Source organism: Acinetobacter sp. UBA2581 (genome assembly GCF_002339435.1).
Taxonomy (GTDB): Bacteria; Pseudomonadota; Gammaproteobacteria; order Pseudomonadales; family Moraxellaceae; genus Acinetobacter; species Acinetobacter variabilis.
The window spans coordinates 1-14,817 of record NZ_DDLD01000117.1; the positions used below are offsets into that span (position 1 = coordinate 1).

Consider the following 14,817-nt stretch of genomic DNA (forward strand, 5'->3'; position numbering starts at 1 on the left):
ATAGTGCGTAAGTCCTATTATTTAATCTTTACTCATCAAAAAGAATCAGCTCTTGAATGGGGTAAAAACATGAAAGCAATGACAAAAATCGCCTTAATCAGTGCCAGTGTTTTATCGATGGGTGCATTGACTGCCTGTCAATCTACGAGCAACGTGAATGAGCAGAAAGATCAGTCTCGCATGATGAGACATCATGAAGGTCAAAAACAGTATCGTCTCACTCCAGAGCAACGCGAACAGTTCAAAGCCGCTCGTGCAGAACGCATGCAATTTCATAAGCAGATTCAACAGGCCTGTGACGGCAAAGCTGTAGGCAGTGCAGTTCAAATCAAGGCTGGCGATAGAACCATTGATGGTCAATGCAAGATTTCTTTCAAACCTGACCATAAAGGCATGAAAGGTCAACGTGGTGAATTCCGTGGCATGCGCGGTGAACACCGTCCAATGCGTGGCGAATTCCAAGGTGGTATGAACCGTGGAGAATCATTAACGGATAGTCAACGTGCAGAAATGGTTAAACAGTATGATCAGCGTTTATCAGAACGTCAGGCTCTACAAACTGCGTTTGCCAACGCTTGTAAAGGTCAAACCCATGGCAAGACAGTTCAAGTGAAAGCGGGTACTCAAACCATTGATGGTCAATGTATCGTGCACTTCCAGCCGAATGCACCCATCAAGATGAATAAAGCTGCATCTTGATCTTGTTCTACGTTTCTTATTCCTTCAAATTCAGGCACCTTCGGGTGCCTTTTTTTATGGCTGACTCCTCAGTCCTCTTTTGACCATTCATATTCTGCTAATTCCTACAAAAGTCTTTGCAGTCAATATGCTTACTGTTCTGTGCAGATTAATCTTTGACTTTATAGTCACCAAGAAAGCCGCCTGAAAGCTTGTATGGCCGGGCAAGATGTTGCACGATTAGATTCATAGCAATACGTGTCACTGAAGGCACGTTTCAATTAATTTAGGATGATAACGCTGGTCTAAACCAGTATTGAGGAAACCGATATGCCACAATACAAAGCGCCCTTACGTGACATGCAATTCGTTCTACACGAATTATTAAATGCTGAAGAACATTACGTAAAACTTCCTGCGTTTCAAGAAAACGTAAGCCGTGAGTTGGTTGATCAGTACCTAGAAGCTGCAGCTGACTTCTGTGAAAATGAATTATCTCCTCTAAATCAAGTGGGCGACCGTGAAGGCTGTACCTGGAATGACGGCGTTGTAACAACACCGACTGGCTTTAAAGAAGCGTACCAGAAATACATCGAGCTAGGCTTCCCTTCTCTTTCTGCGGAAGAGCAATACGGCGGTCAAGGCTTACCAAATTCTTTAGGTATCACTATTTCTGAAATGGTGGGTACTGCGAACTGGGCTTGGGGTATGTACCCTGGTCTGTCTCATGGTGCAGTTCGTACTTTAGAACACCACGGTTCTCAAGAACAAAAAGACGCTTATCTGCCTAAACTGGTTTCAGGTGAATGGACAGGTACCATGTGTCTGACTGAATCTCATGCAGGTTCTGACCTCGGCATCATCCGTACTAAAGCTGAGCCACAAGCTGATGGTAGCTATGCAATCTCTGGCGAGAAAATCTTTATCTCTGCTGGTGAACATGACATGGCAGAGAACATCATCCACATCGTACTTGCTCGTCTGCCTGGCGCGCCTAAAGGTACTAAAGGTATTTCTCTGTTCATCGTACCAAAATTCAACCTGAATGCTGACGGTTCAATCGGCGAGCGTAATGGCGTACGTTGTGGTTCAATCGAACACAAAATGGGGATCCATGGTAACGCAACTTGTGTCATCAACTTCGATAACGCAAAAGGCTTCCTGATCGGTCCTGAAAACCGTGGTCTGAACTGCATGTTCACGTTCATGAACACTGCACGTATCGGTACTGCTGTACAAGGTCTGTCTGCATCTGAAGCGGCATTCCAAGGCGCTTTAACTTATGCTAAAGACCGTCTGGCAATGCGCTCTCTTTCTGGTCCTAAGGCACCTGAAAAAGAAGCAGATCCAATTATCGTTCACCCAGCTGTACGTAACATGCTTTTAACTCAAAAAGCATTTGCTGAAGGTGGTCGTGCACTGGTTTACCTGTTGGCTCAATATGCTGATGTGGTTGAACAAGGTACTTCTGAAGAAGAACGCAAGTTCGCTGACAATATCCTGTCACTATTAACTCCAATCGCGAAAGCATTCCTGACTGAAACCGGTTCAGAAGCTGCGAAACATGGTGTTCAAGTCTTCGGTGGTCACGGCTTTATCTCTGAGCATGGCATGGAACAAATCGTACGTGATACACGTATTGCCTGCCTGTACGAAGGTACCACTGAAATTCAAGCACTTGACCTGTTAGGCCGTAAAGTACTGGGTACTCAAGGTGCAATGTTGAAAGACTTCACCAAGATCATCCACAAATTTGCGGAAGCGAACAAAGACAATTCTGCAATGAAAGAATTTGTTGAACCGCTTGCGGCATTGAACAAAGAATGGGGCGACCTAACCATGCAGATTGGTATGCGTGCGATGCAAAACCCTGAAGAAGTGGGTGCAGCTGCAGTAGATTACCTGTACTTCTCTGGTTATGTAACACTGGCTTACCTGTGGGCTCGTATGGCACTGGTTGCTCAAGAGACTCTTGCTGCAGGTACCACTGATGCAGACTTCTACAATGCCAAATTGACGACTGCTCGTTTCTACTTCAAGAAAATCCTGCCACGTGTTCGTTCACACGTTGACGTGATTGCAACTGGTGTAGAACCGCTTATGTCTTTAGATGCTGAACATTTCGCATTCTAAGCTGATGCAGTTTTAAATGCATAATAAGAAAAAGGACGGTCATCTTCAGGCAGTCCTTTTTCTTTATAAAGAGTTACAGAATTAACCTTTAGTCGTCTAACATTCAGATTTTTAATGCTTTAGACTGAGCCAAAACAATCCAATTAAACAATAAAACAGGTGACATACTATGCCAATTTATAACGCGCCGCTTGCTGACATGAAATTCATCCTGAATGATGTTTTCAATGCAGAACAGTTCTGGCAGGCGAATGAAAATCTTGCCCACTTGGATACTGCCACAGCAGAAGCCATCCTTGAAGAAATGGCAAAGTTTGCGCAAAACGTCATGCTTCCTCTGAACCGTACCGGCGATGAAGAAGGCGCAAAATATGAAAATGGCAATGTCACCACACCTGCTGGCTTTAAAGAAGCATTCAAACAATATGCTGAAGGCGGCTGGATCGGTCTGGGTGCAGATGCAGAATGGGGCGGCCAGGAAATGCCGAAAATGCTCACCGTACTTTCTGATGAAATGCTGTTTGCAACTAACCCATCTTTCATGCTCTACCCACTTCTTTCTGTGGGTGCAGGTATGGCTTTAAACAGCTATGCATCTCAAGAGCAAAAAGAAACCTATCTGCCTAAAATCTACTCTGGCGAATGGTCAGGCACCATGTGCTTAACTGAACCACATGCTGGTACTGATCTGGGTATTATCAAAACCAAAGCTGAACGTAATGAAGATGGTACGTATAGCATTACCGGTACCAAAATCTTTATCACTGGTGGTGACCACGATCTTGCTGAAAACATTATTCACCTGGTACTGGCAAAAACACCTGATGCGCCTGCCGGCTCTCGCGGTATTTCCCTGTTCATTGTACCGAAGTTCCTGGTCAATGAAGACGGTTCAATTGGTGAACGTAACCCGGTTGGTCCAGGTTCAATCGAACACAAAATGGGGATCAAGGCATCTGCAACTTGCGTAATGAACTTTGACGGTGCCAAAGGTTACCTGGTGGGCAAAGAAAATGAAGGTCTGGCTGCCATGTTCGTGATGATGAATTACGAGCGTCTGTCTATGGGCATCCAAGGTCTAGGCGCCTCAGAATTTGCTTATCAAAATGCTGCGCAATATGCGACAGACCGTTTACAGGGTCGTAGTGCACTTGGTGCCCAATCACCGGCTAAACCGGCAGACAGCATTTTAGTACATGGTGATGTACGTCGTATGTTGCTGAATGTTCGTGCGAACAATGAAGCATCTCGTGCATTTGCCGTGTATGTAGGTCAACAACTGGACATCACCAAGTTCTCGACTGATCCTGAAGCCGTGAAAAAAGCCAATGACCGTGTGGCGCTGTTAACACCAATCGCGAAAGCTTACCTAACGGATACTGCATTCCAAGCAACCCTAGATGCACAAATGGTCTTTGGTGGACATGGTTATATCCGTGAATGGGGTATGGAACAATGTATCCGTGACCTGCGCATCTCACAGATTTACGAAGGAACCAACGGTGTCCAGTCACAAGATTTAATCGGCCGTAAAACCATTAAATGTGGCGGTGCGTACATCGGTGAATACATCGAAGAAATCCGTGACTTTGCGAACCAGTTGGACGCAGACCTGAACTTCATTAAAGATGCAACTTTAGATGCAGCTACTGAAGTCGAATCGTTAACTCAGTTCGTGCTTGAAGCTGCTGGCGAAAATGCAGAATTCCCGAATGCTGCAGCGGTTGATTATCTACACGCAGTAGGCCTATTGAGCTTCTCTTATATGTTTGCGCGCATTGCCAATGCTGCAAAAGACAAAGATGGCGAGTTCTACCAAAATAAACTTGCGCTTGCGCGTTACTTCACGCAACGCATCTTGCCTGAACTTGCACTGCGTATTACCAAAGTAAAAGCAGGCTGTGAAGTAGTGATGAATTTCTCTGAAGATTACTTTACGACTCAAGCTTAATCTTGACGTGAATCCATATAAAAAGCCCTGCATCTGCAGGGCTTTTTATACATTATACTTTTTCAATCAAGATCGTATCTGGTTGCGTCGTTATTTTAGGATTGAAATGCTTATTCACGATTTTAATTCCCCCTTGCGACTCCAGAGATTCACACAGTTCAAGTACCTTCTGCATCTCTTCAGCCTTGATCCCCGCGCCCAGGATTAATTTTTTTCCTGCTTCTAATTGACTAATTTTTGTTTGAATTTTGTCCAACATTTTTTTTCTCCTATTTATTCAATGTAGTTCTCATACAATATAACAAGTTAGTGCAAAAAAGTGCAAAAGTTCGAATATTTTCACTTTTATTTTATTTTTCTCTTTTTGTGCATGATCTTTGCTAGTTCTTTCCTGTTCATATGTTATTTCACATGAAAAATCTGGAGGAGAACATGAGTAAATCTGAGTCTAAAGTAAAAAGAATAGAAACTCTCCTCGACCGTTTTGGCAACCTTGCCGTTGAAAGTTTCCATTATCTTGCGCTGTTTATTATTGGCTGTATGGTGATCTGGTCCGCAGGTCATACCGTATTTGAGATTTTAACCGTCAAACAGTTTGCCACCATTGACGATATTCTTTTGCTGTTTATCTATCTGGAACTTGGTGCCATGGTCGGCATCTATTTCAAGACCAATCATATGCCGGTCCGGTTCCTGATTTATATTGCAATTACTGCCCTGACCCGTTTACTGATTTCTGATATTCAGCATACACACAAAGCCAGCATGGATCAGGTTATTATTACCGGTTCGATTCTGATTCTGGCTTTTGCCATTCTGGTGGTCCGTTATGCGTCCTGGACCTATCCATCTGTCATTCGTGACAAGCATAGCGAAAAGCCATTACCAGAAGGTAAAACTCCACGTCCTGAAGATGATGAGTTGGCATAGTCATAGAAAAGTCCCTCTTTGCAAAAGGTGAGAAGCACTGCTTCGCAAGAGGGTAATTAATCACCTCTCCTAACAAGAGAGGGAATTTCTTTTAACGATTATTCATCAATACATAACGTCCATTTTCATAAATCCAGTAACTTCCGCGTGGTGGTGCCGGTAATCCCAAATGCTGCCAGTCACTAATCACTGTATATCTCGAACTTTCAATGCGAGCCACATTTGGATCACCATTGACCCAGCTATAGCTATTGGAATTCTGGTAAATCGTGGTCGGTGCCTGATACTGGATATTGAACCCGCTTTGGCTCTGCGCAGGAGGATAATATCCGCCATGGGATGGACGTTGCGGATAATAAGGCCGCTGCGAATGAGGAGGCTGTGGTGCATAATGAGGACGCGATGAAGGGCGATGTTGAGGTTTAGAACGATCAACACCTGTATAGCCTACCCAGGCATTATCCGCCCAAGCGGGCACCGCAATACCGAACAGGAATGAAGCCAGCAATGCACCTGAAGCTAATGTTTTCATAAGTGCGTCCTCCAAAGATTTCTGACCATATTTTAACCAAAACCCATGCAGAAAATATGGATAAATCTCCTGCTGCTGCAAAGTTTTGTAATTGATTCCATGACTTTAATAGGCTTGCGTGATGAGCGCTGAAGTGCGTATGCTAATATCACTTTTTTAATGCTTTGAGTTGCATACTGTGTCTGATTTAAATTTCGATCGTTTATATGAATATTTTTGCAAGGTACCCAGTGTTCAAAAAGGACTGATTGATAGCTATGGCTCGGATGGGAAACAGGCCTGGTGGTTTAAATTTCAGATCAATGTCGATCATCCTTTAGCATGGCAAACTGTGCAGGAATTGGGTCATGTCCTGAACTATATTTCTAAAAATGAGCGCCTGCCGACTCAGTTTATTCCAGTTTCTCCACCGCCTTATATGAATGGTGTAGCCAAAGATTTCCTGTCTTGGGTGATCCAGTGCAATCATGCTGACTTTTCACCAGATGTGGTATGTGACTGGCTAGAAGCACGTTTACCAAATCCGGTGGATGATGAAGCACAATGGAAAATCAAGACTGATATTTCTGAACTGGATGAGCTGACAGATAAGGAACTGGATGAGCTGACAGATAAGGAACTGGATCAACTGGTTCCGCCTAATCCAGAATCAAAAAGCTAATACTAGAAATCTTCCTAAATCCCTCTTTGATAAAGAGGGACTTTCCTCCCTTTTTTAAGGGGAGGTTAGGAGGGATTTAAAATCAAAACGTCGACCAACCACTCCATTCCATAAAACGGTATAACCAGTATTTCCAGAATGACTCTTCAGCATATTGAGCATAGTCCACGCTCATGGAACGACCATTCAAATTAGACCAGGCCGTATTGAAATACTGCTGCGCATCGCTAAAGACTTCCGCCTGAGGTTGTCCCACCACACGCAGATTGGTCTCCAGATTATAATTTTTTAGGTTACGTGCCGTGAAATTAGCGGAACCTAAAATCATTTCAGATTGCTGGGCACCATATTTCATCAGAATTTTATTATGACATTGCTCGCCTTGAGTATTACACCAGCGTACCGGAATACCAGCTTTATGCAGTTCTGAAGCCACCTGCCGGTTAGGAATGCCATTTTTTTCACGCCCAAATGCATCTTTGTTTGGATCAAGTAAAATCCGAAGTTTCACTCCGCGTTCATGTGCTGCAATCAACCCTTTCACAATCTTACGTTCTGACAGATAGAACATGGCCAGATCAATCTGCTCATCTGCTTTCGCCGTTTCAAGCAGCTTTAGAACCCCCTCATAAATGGCTTTTTCAGTCAGCACCTGAACTTGAGGCTGGTTTTTTTCTGCTTCAAATTCACCTGCAATCACAGCCGGCATATTGGCTTGAGACATGATCCCGACTGCCTGTTCTGTTGCAAGAATATCAATTGCTGTTCTGCCCCAGACCAGTAGACCAATATTGGAGTGCCGTGAACTGCCATCATGTGGGTTCATTGAAGTGACCAGTGCTTTCCAGCCCTGATCTGTATCAACGACCAGTGTTTTACGATGATTGGCTTTGAAATTAAACAAGTCGAAATAGCTGCGTAAGGTCACTTTTTCTGGACCAAACGGATTCGGCAACCAGCCTTTTTCCGGATTATTGCCAATCCCCTGACAGCATAGATACCAGAAACCTGACCAGCTTGGATTAGAAGCACGCAGCGGTGTCAGATTGGTTTCGATTACATCTACTCCTGCCTGACGCAGTTCACGATAATGCTGCGCTGTAATTCCACCATAGACAGAATTAATCGGATCGGTAATAAATTTGATTTCCACTTCAGGCTGCATCAATCGCTTGTTGAGTAAGGCCTCTGTGAGCTGTTTGCTGAGTGCCTGATGTTCCTGTTTAGAGGCACCGGTTTGCTGATTAAACAGGAACATATCCAGCACGATCAGGGATTTTGCTTCCTCAACCATCTTCAGCATTTCATTAAAAATCTGATGATCCAGTTGTTGCTTGCCCTGTGCATCCAGATAAGTCTGATCGACCAGAAATTTCACCTGTGCATGGCGCAGCTTACCCGTGTAATTCAGCCCTTCAGGTAACGGTTTATAAGTATGATAAATTGCTGAAGCCAGATAGCTGGCCATCAGCACACCAATGATCAAGGCCGCATAACGGCGGTTTGACCAGTTCAGTTTATTGTGAATTCGTTGAAAGATACGCATAAGAAAAAACCTAACCCAATATGCTCAGGCTAGGTTTAATCTGATGATTTTTCAAGTCTATTTCAGTGACAGTACTTGGATTCGGTCAGTTATTTCATCTGAATCCTAGAAATCATATTGTACGCCGACTGTGAAATTACGTCCGACTTGCGGAATATTCGACAGGAATGAGCTATGCGAATAGACCTGATCATTGAGCAGATTATTGGCTTTAAAATAAACCCGATAGGCATTTTTATCAGCAATGCTATTGGCATAGCTTAGGCCGACATTGACCATATTATAGCCTTGGGTCTCATCTTCATATCTGGCCGTTTTGTCCTGATTAAAGACATGATAATACTCTGCCATTCCTGACCAGCCATCAGCAAAGTCTGCTTCAACCTTGGTTCCTAAGCGGCCTGCTGGAATACGGGGTGCATTTTCACCATCAATTTTGCCGCGCACATAATCACCGAATACACCAAGCTTGTATGTATCATTTAATGCATAAGTAGCTTCCGCTTCAGCCCCATAGAAACGGGCTTTATCTTGGGTATATTCTACCCCACGCAAATTTCCATTTCTGGCGGTTGTCGCACCGTAGATATAGTCATCAAACCAGTTATGGTAAATATGTGCATGATAATCCAGCTTAGCACCTTCATATTCGAAACCCAGCTCCAGGTTATTCGAGCTTTCTTTATCCAGATCAGGATTACCGACTTCATAGGTATTGGTGGCAAAATGCAGGCCATTGGCATACAGCTCTTGCGCCAGTGGTAAACGTTGCTGATGTGAACCTACAATGGATAACTTATAGTTCGGGGCAAATTCCCAATTCGCAGCGGCAGAAGCAGAGACGCCTGTGCCTGAATAATTTTTCTGTTCAGATTCAACTTGTACTTTTTGATGATCAACACGTGCACCCAGTTCGACATGCACATCACTGAGTTGTTTATGCTCTAAGGCAAACAGACTGTATTTTTCAGTTTTAGTATCTGGCATGACCACGCTTGAACCATGGACATGATGTTCTTCATCATCCTCGTCACCATCTTCATGATGATCATGTTCTGTAGCAGCCAGATTGATTTTCTGCTGGCTATATTGGGTGCCAATTACGCCCTCCCAACCAGCAACCGGAACATGGACTAGTTCTAGACGGCCATCGTAGCCTTTGCTTTTGAAATTACTGATGACTTCATTTTCTTCCAGCTCATCATGCTCATAATCAGTAAAACTGGCATGGGCACGTAACTTGTCAAAACCGGCAAAAGGCTGTTCCAGTTCAGTACGTACTTCATAACGTTCAGATTTCAGATCTACCCATGGTCCGCCATGCTCTTCTTCATGCTCTGCGGTAGCACCCGGCTCTGGACAGTCATGGAAATGATCACCATGCAATACACAGCCATGATATTCATGACTATGCCCCGGCAAGCCATATTCATCCTGACGGTTACTATAAGATAGCCCCACAAAACCACGATCATGAATCCATGACCCACCAATATTTACAGTCTGGCCTTCAGCAAAGGTATTACCTACACGACGTTTTTTTTCCAATTCATCACCATGCTCATGAACATAATCCGGAGCAATATAGTCATTGGCCTTATGTTTAGTACCTTCGACACGCAGGGCAAAATTTTCACCGACTGCAGCAGTCACGCCTGCACTTGCCAGTTTTTCATCACTGCCCGAGTTGTAACGTAGTCCAACAGTTCCTTCCAGACCATCTTCCGGCATTTGAGTGGGGATTTTCTGGTCAGTGACATTGACCAGACCACCGACTGTACCGGCACCATAAAGCAGCGTAGATGGACCACGAATCACTTCAACCTGTTTGGCAAGAATCGGATCAACGGTGACAGCATGGTCAGGAGATAAAGTGGACACATCCGCTGTTTCAGACGCATGCTGCAATACTTTTACGCGTGGGCCATCCTGACCACGAATAACGGGACGGCTGGCACCGCTGCCAAACTGATTAGAATAAACACCAAGCTCATCTGCCAAGGCATCACCAATGGTGGTGGCGCGTTCAGACAGTGCTTTCTGACCCACGACCTGATCCGCAACCGCAAAATCTGCCGCAGTCTGCACCAATGGATGAGCTTGCACCTGAATCGTGTCCATGGTCTGAACCGGGATAGAAGAGGAAGATTGCTCTGCAAATACTGTAGGCGCAACTACAGCAAAAATTGACAATGTTATTAGATTCTTAGGGAAGGACATGACCGAAGCTCAAATTCAGTAATCTGGGTGAATGTTATAATATAACATTTCATTATTTTTGCAATCCTTTACGATACTCAGTGCTATATTTTATTAGAATGTCCTTTGAATATTTTTGATTACATTAAAGCATTATCTTTATGCCCTTTACCTTGTCGCATGCTGTGCTTGCTCCACCTATTTCATATTTGACTGGGAATAGACTTCCTGTTGCTGCGCTGGCGATTGGCTGTATGGTGCCCGATTTATATCGTCTCTTTACTTCGAGTAATTCAAATATCACGCATTTATGGTCTTCGCTGATACATCCTGACCTGTGGATCGGACTTATTTTCTGCATGATCTGGTATGGTCTATATCGCCCAGCTATTTACCGTTTCATCGGTATTCAGCATGATTTAAAGATTCACAATATCCTTTCAGCACTAAAATTCATCCTGGTGATGTGTCTGGCAGTCATCATTGGTACAGCCACCCATTTAATCTGGGATGGACTAACGCATGTCGACTTTCGAACTTTTGCCTTTCATAACGTCTTAGCCCAACATTTTCAGTTGCTTGGACAAAGTTATCCGCTGCACCGAATTTTACAGATTGGCACCTCAGTGATTGTCTTGCCTCTTATCCTGTGGATGAGCCTGCATTACTACAAAACTCATCAGCACTATCTTGCAGTCAGTCTGAAAATCAAATCGTTTGCCTGGGGCTTATTGCTCTTTTCTATATTTACCGGCCTATTTTCTGTCTGGGATTATGCACGCTATATCTCTACGGAAGTCTGGCAATCGGACCTCTATTATTTTACTGGTCGCTCGATCAATGAATTTAGCCAAGGCTTTCTGATCACCTTCAGTCTGGGCTGTTTATTGTTTTTATTTTTAGACAGAGATCGCAGGATGGGTTAAACAAAGCACTGGCTTTTCCCCTATTCACTTTAAAATGATATTGTTTTTGACCCAAGTTCTTGTGACAACATGCCCAAAGAGGCATAATCCTACCTTTACTCAAAGCGGTACGCTGTTTACGTATTCGCTGACCTTAACCCATATAGTTGGATTTCTAACGCTATGATGCGAACTCATTACTGCGGTTCTTTAACCGAAGCTCAAATTGACCAAACCGTAACATTATGCGGTTGGGTACATCGTCGCCGTGACCACGGTGGTGTAATCTTCCTTGACATGCGTGACCGTGACGGTCTTGTTCAAGTGGTTATTGACCCAGATACTCCTGAAGCATTCGCAACTGCTGATAAAGTACGTTCAGAATTTGTATTAAAAATTACAGGCCGTGTACGTCGCCGTTATGAAGGCACAGAAAATGCCAATATGGTGAGCGGTCAAATCGAAGTCTTGGGTAAAGAAATTGAAGTTCTTGCTCAGTCTGAAACTCCGCCATTCCCTTTGAATGACGAAAACACCAATATTTCTGAAGAAATTCGTTTGAAATACCGTTTCCTGGACATCCGTCGTCCAGAAATGCTAGATCGTTTACGCTTCCGTTCTAAGTTAACCAACCTGATTCGTAACTACTTCGAAGACAATGGTTTCCTAGACGTTGAAACCCCAATTTTGACTCGTGCAACGCCTGAAGGTGCGCGTGACTATTTAGTACCAAGCCGTGTATCTAACGGTAGCTTCTACGCACTGCCACAATCTCCACAGCTGTTCAAACAGTTGTTGATGGTGGGTGGTATCGATCGTTACTACCAAATCGCGAAATGTTTCCGTGATGAAGACTTGCGTGCGGATCGTCAGCCAGAATTCACCCAAATCGACGTTGAAACATCGTTCATGAGTGACGATGACATCATGGATTTAATGGAAACTTTAACCGTGAAGATGTTCAAAGAACTTCTAAACGTAGAGTTTGATAAATTCCCACGCATGACATACAACGATGCAATGCGTGACTATGCGTCTGACAAACCAGATATGCGTATTCCTTTGAAACTGGTTGACGTTGCAGACTTAATGCAAGACGTTGAGTTCAAAGTATTCGCAGGTCCTGCAAAAGACCCTAAAGGTCGTATCGTTGCGCTTCGCGTGCCGGGTGCTGGTTCACTGCCACGTAGCGCGATTGATGAATACACCAAATTTGTAAGCATCTACGGTGCACGCGGTTTGGCCTACATCAAAGTCAACGAACTTGAAAAAGGCATCGAAGGTCTTCAATCTCCAATCGTGAAATTCATCGAGCCAATCGTGCTTGATCTATTGAAACGTGTTGGCGCTGAAAATGGCGACATCGTATTCTTCGGTGCAGACAAAGCGAGAGTTGTAAACGATGCGATGGGCGCGCTTCGTGTGAAGATCGGTCATGACCTTAAATTATCAACTTGCGAGTGGGCGCCACTTTGGGTGGTTGACTTCCCAATGTTCGAAGAAACTGATGATGGTAAATGGACATCTGTGCATCACCCATTCACGCTGCCTAAATCTAGCGTAGAAGAAGTGAAGAACAATCCAGGTGCTGCGTTGTCTGTTGCTTACGATATGGTATTGAACGGTACTGAAGTCGGTGGTGGTTCACTGCGTATTCATAACCTTGAAATGCAAAAAGCGATCTTTGAAGCACTTGGTATTGGTGAAGAAGAAGCGGAAGAGAAATTCAGCTTCTTATTAAATGCATTACGTTACGGTGCTCCTCCGCATGGTGGTTTGGCATTCGGTCTGGATCGTCTGGTGATGTTGATGACTGGTGCATCTTCTATTCGTGACGTGATTGCATTCCCGAAAACCAAGACTGCTGAATGTCCATTAACGCAAGCGCCTGCTCCAGTTGAATCAAATCAATTGCGAGACCTTGGTATTCGCTTACGTGAAAAACCAAAAGCTGAATCTCAGGAATAATTCTTGACGTTTTAAGTGAAAAAGCCCTGCCTCGTGCGGGGCTTTTTTGTGTGATTGAGTCACATCTGGAACAGTGGCATAATAGCCACAGTTTTTAATCTAAGGTAATTAGCAATGGCTATGCGTCCTGCAGTTCGTAATCGCAGCATTATGCTTATTGTATTTTCAGTGGTTCAATGGCTGTTCATGCGCTATATCCTTGCCAACAACCTGTTCAACCTCGATACCAATGAGCGTATTGTGTATTTTTGCCTGAGCAGTATTTTAGGTGCTCTGCTGATCTTTGTCGGTTTGATTTATATGGTGCTGAAGGGCAATCCGGACAAAGACCTATAATCTGACCATCTGAATACCATGTACACCCTACTCAAAAATTTCTCCAAGCTTCCATTAAGATTCATTCAAAATCTTGCGCAACTGGCTGGGTCTCTTTTGTATCTCAGTCATTCTTCTGCACGCCGAGTGACTGAGATTAATCTGGCCTCTGCTTATCCTGAACTTTCTGAAGTTGAACGGGCTGATTTGACCAAACACAGCCTCAAAAGTCAGTGCATGACGTATGCAGAATCAGTCAAAATTTGGGGTTCATCTTCTGAATATGCGCTGTCTTTAATTCGAGATGTGCATGGCGAAGACATTTTCCTTCAGGCTTTACAAAATCCTCAGGGCTGCTTGGCTGTGGTGCCTCATTTTGGCACTTGGGAGCTGTTGAATGTCTGGGTGAATCAACACACCGCCCCTGTGATTATGTATAAGCCTAGTAAGAATCAAGATGTCGATCGTTTTATGCTGGAAGCTCGGCAACGCCTGAATGCGACACTGGTTCCAACCGATGACTCTGGTGTACGTGCTGTGTTTAAGTATTTAAAACAGGGTGGTTTTTCTGCAATTTTGCCGGATCATGTTCCTAAAGAATCTGGTGGAATCTATTCTTATTTTTATGGTCAAAATGCGCTGTCCTCTACGCTTCTTTCCAAACTGGCAGCTAAAACACAATGTTCAGTCGTAGGTTTAAGCTGTCTCAGACGTAATGATTTATCCGGCTATGATATTTACGTGACTAAATTATCAAATGATATTTTATCTAAAGATTTACGACTGTCGGTTGATACCTTAAATAAAGAAATGGAGCGAATGATTAATGTCGCTCCAGAACAGTATTTGTGGGGGTATAAGAGGTTTAGGAAAATAATTGATGAAAGTAATATTTATCAATAAATTTTAATTATTCAATTAAATCACTTAAAGTTAACTTAATATCGATTCCTAACTTTGTTGTTCGTGCATTAACTTCATTAGACCTCTTGCGAAAGT

Annotated in this window: 13 protein-coding genes; 9 read left to right on the top strand and 4 right to left on the bottom strand. The window is 43.7% G+C overall.

All coding sequences use genetic code 11. The annotated features are described in order from the left end of the window. The first annotated feature begins 69 nt into the window (after positions 1 to 69). The 3 genes from B3Q46_RS14830 to B3Q46_RS14840 all read left to right on the top strand — a co-directional run bounded on the left by B3Q46_RS14830 (position 70) and on the right by B3Q46_RS14840 (position 4,762). Positions 70 to 699 (top strand): hypothetical protein, encoded by a 630-nt coding sequence (locus B3Q46_RS14830; RefSeq protein WP_261635014.1) that lies wholly within the window; start codon positions 70 to 72, stop codon positions 697 to 699. A 309-nt stretch (positions 700 to 1,008) separates the two neighbouring features. Then, on the top strand, positions 1,009 to 2,811 hold the full coding sequence (locus tag B3Q46_RS14835; RefSeq protein WP_261635015.1) for an acyl-CoA dehydrogenase C-terminal domain-containing protein: 1,803 nt from the start codon (positions 1,009 to 1,011) through the stop codon (positions 2,809 to 2,811). Between the two features lie 169 nt (positions 2,812 to 2,980). Beyond that, positions 2,981 to 4,762, top strand: a complete 1,782-nt coding sequence (locus B3Q46_RS14840; protein ID WP_005232064.1) for an acyl-CoA dehydrogenase C-terminal domain-containing protein — start codon at positions 2,981 to 2,983, stop codon at positions 4,760 to 4,762. A gap of 52 nt (positions 4,763 to 4,814) precedes the next feature. Here B3Q46_RS14840 and B3Q46_RS14845 read toward each other — a convergent pair whose 3' ends face one another. Further along, a complete protein-coding gene (locus tag B3Q46_RS14845) occupies positions 4,815 to 5,021 on the bottom strand; it encodes a hypothetical protein (RefSeq protein WP_004782155.1) in 207 nt (68 codons plus the stop codon). A 173-nt stretch (positions 5,022 to 5,194) separates the two neighbouring features. Between B3Q46_RS14845 and B3Q46_RS14850 the strand changes: the two genes are divergently transcribed. Continuing rightward, positions 5,195 to 5,692, top strand: a complete 498-nt coding sequence (locus B3Q46_RS14850; RefSeq protein WP_104426607.1) for a phosphate-starvation-inducible protein PsiE — start codon at positions 5,195 to 5,197, stop codon at positions 5,690 to 5,692. Between the two features lie 91 nt (positions 5,693 to 5,783). On the opposite strand, the gene B3Q46_RS14855 is transcribed toward B3Q46_RS14850, so the two are convergent. Then, positions 5,784 to 6,224 carry an RcnB family protein gene (locus tag B3Q46_RS14855; RefSeq protein ID WP_175966691.1) on the bottom strand — a complete coding sequence of 147 codons (441 nt, stop codon included), beginning with the start codon at positions 6,222 to 6,224 and terminating at the stop codon, positions 5,784 to 5,786. Positions 6,225 to 6,402: 178 nt separating this feature from the next. Here B3Q46_RS14855 and B3Q46_RS14860 point away from each other — a divergent pair, with 178 nt between their 5' ends. Next, positions 6,403 to 6,885: a hypothetical protein gene (locus tag B3Q46_RS14860; protein ID WP_175966689.1), complete on the top strand. Its 483-nt coding sequence runs from the start codon at positions 6,403 to 6,405 to the stop codon at positions 6,883 to 6,885. A gap of 82 nt (positions 6,886 to 6,967) precedes the next feature. On the opposite strand, the gene B3Q46_RS14865 is transcribed toward B3Q46_RS14860, so the two are convergent. Continuing rightward, entirely contained in the window at positions 6,968 to 8,431 is a 1,464-nt protein-coding gene (locus B3Q46_RS14865) for a phospholipase D family protein (protein WP_175966688.1), read from the bottom strand. 105 nt (positions 8,432 to 8,536) lie between these two features. Beyond that, the gene (znuD, locus tag B3Q46_RS14870; RefSeq protein WP_175966686.1) at positions 8,537 to 10,651 is read right to left on the bottom strand and encodes a zinc piracy TonB-dependent receptor ZnuD; all 2,115 of its coding nucleotides are present in this window, start codon (positions 10,649 to 10,651) and stop codon (positions 8,537 to 8,539) included. Between the two features lie 140 nt (positions 10,652 to 10,791). Here znuD and B3Q46_RS14875 point away from each other — a divergent pair, with 140 nt between their 5' ends. The 4 genes from B3Q46_RS14875 (at position 10,792) to B3Q46_RS14890 (ending at position 14,721) form a co-directional block, all read left to right on the top strand. Next, positions 10,792 to 11,556 (top strand): DUF4184 family protein, encoded by a 765-nt coding sequence (locus B3Q46_RS14875; protein WP_175966684.1) that lies wholly within the window; start codon positions 10,792 to 10,794, stop codon positions 11,554 to 11,556. Between the two features lie 162 nt (positions 11,557 to 11,718). Next, complete coding sequence (aspS, locus tag B3Q46_RS14880; protein WP_175966682.1) at positions 11,719 to 13,503, top strand: aspartate--tRNA ligase; 1,785 nt, start codon at positions 11,719 to 11,721, stop codon at positions 13,501 to 13,503. A gap of 114 nt (positions 13,504 to 13,617) precedes the next feature. Further along, positions 13,618 to 13,839 carry a hypothetical protein gene (locus B3Q46_RS14885; protein ID WP_004733007.1) on the top strand — a complete coding sequence of 74 codons (222 nt, stop codon included), beginning with the start codon at positions 13,618 to 13,620 and terminating at the stop codon, positions 13,837 to 13,839. Between the two features lie 18 nt (positions 13,840 to 13,857). Then, positions 13,858 to 14,721: a lysophospholipid acyltransferase family protein gene (locus B3Q46_RS14890; protein WP_175966680.1), complete on the top strand. Its 864-nt coding sequence runs from the start codon at positions 13,858 to 13,860 to the stop codon at positions 14,719 to 14,721. Positions 14,722 to 14,817 lie beyond the last annotated feature (96 nt).

Excerpts from the sequence above, each read along its gene's own strand:
- B3Q46_RS14830 (WP_261635014.1), top strand. The coding sequence starts at position 70 with ATGAAAGCAATGACAAAAATCGCCTTAATCAGTGCCAGTGTTTTATCG.
- B3Q46_RS14835 (WP_261635015.1), top strand. The coding sequence starts at position 1,009 with ATGCCACAATACAAAGCGCCCTTACGTGACATGCAATTCGTTCTACAC.
- B3Q46_RS14840 (WP_005232064.1), top strand. The coding sequence starts at position 2,981 with ATGCCAATTTATAACGCGCCGCTTGCTGACATGAAATTCATCCTGAAT.
- B3Q46_RS14845 (WP_004782155.1), bottom strand. The coding sequence starts at position 5,021 with ATGTTGGACAAAATTCAAACAAAAATTAGTCAATTAGAAGCAGGAAAA.
- B3Q46_RS14850 (WP_104426607.1), top strand. The coding sequence starts at position 5,195 with ATGAGTAAATCTGAGTCTAAAGTAAAAAGAATAGAAACTCTCCTCGAC.
- B3Q46_RS14855 (WP_175966691.1), bottom strand. The coding sequence starts at position 6,224 with ATGAAAACATTAGCTTCAGGTGCATTGCTGGCTTCATTCCTGTTCGGT.
- B3Q46_RS14865 (WP_175966688.1), bottom strand. The coding sequence starts at position 8,431 with ATGCGTATCTTTCAACGAATTCACAATAAACTGAACTGGTCAAACCGC.
- znuD (WP_175966686.1), bottom strand. The coding sequence starts at position 10,651 with ATGTCCTTCCCTAAGAATCTAATAACATTGTCAATTTTTGCTGTAGTT.
- B3Q46_RS14875 (WP_175966684.1), top strand. The coding sequence starts at position 10,792 with ATGCCCTTTACCTTGTCGCATGCTGTGCTTGCTCCACCTATTTCATAT.
- aspS (WP_175966682.1), top strand. The coding sequence starts at position 11,719 with ATGATGCGAACTCATTACTGCGGTTCTTTAACCGAAGCTCAAATTGAC.
- B3Q46_RS14885 (WP_004733007.1), top strand. The coding sequence starts at position 13,618 with ATGGCTATGCGTCCTGCAGTTCGTAATCGCAGCATTATGCTTATTGTA.
- B3Q46_RS14890 (WP_175966680.1), top strand. The coding sequence starts at position 13,858 with ATGTACACCCTACTCAAAAATTTCTCCAAGCTTCCATTAAGATTCATT.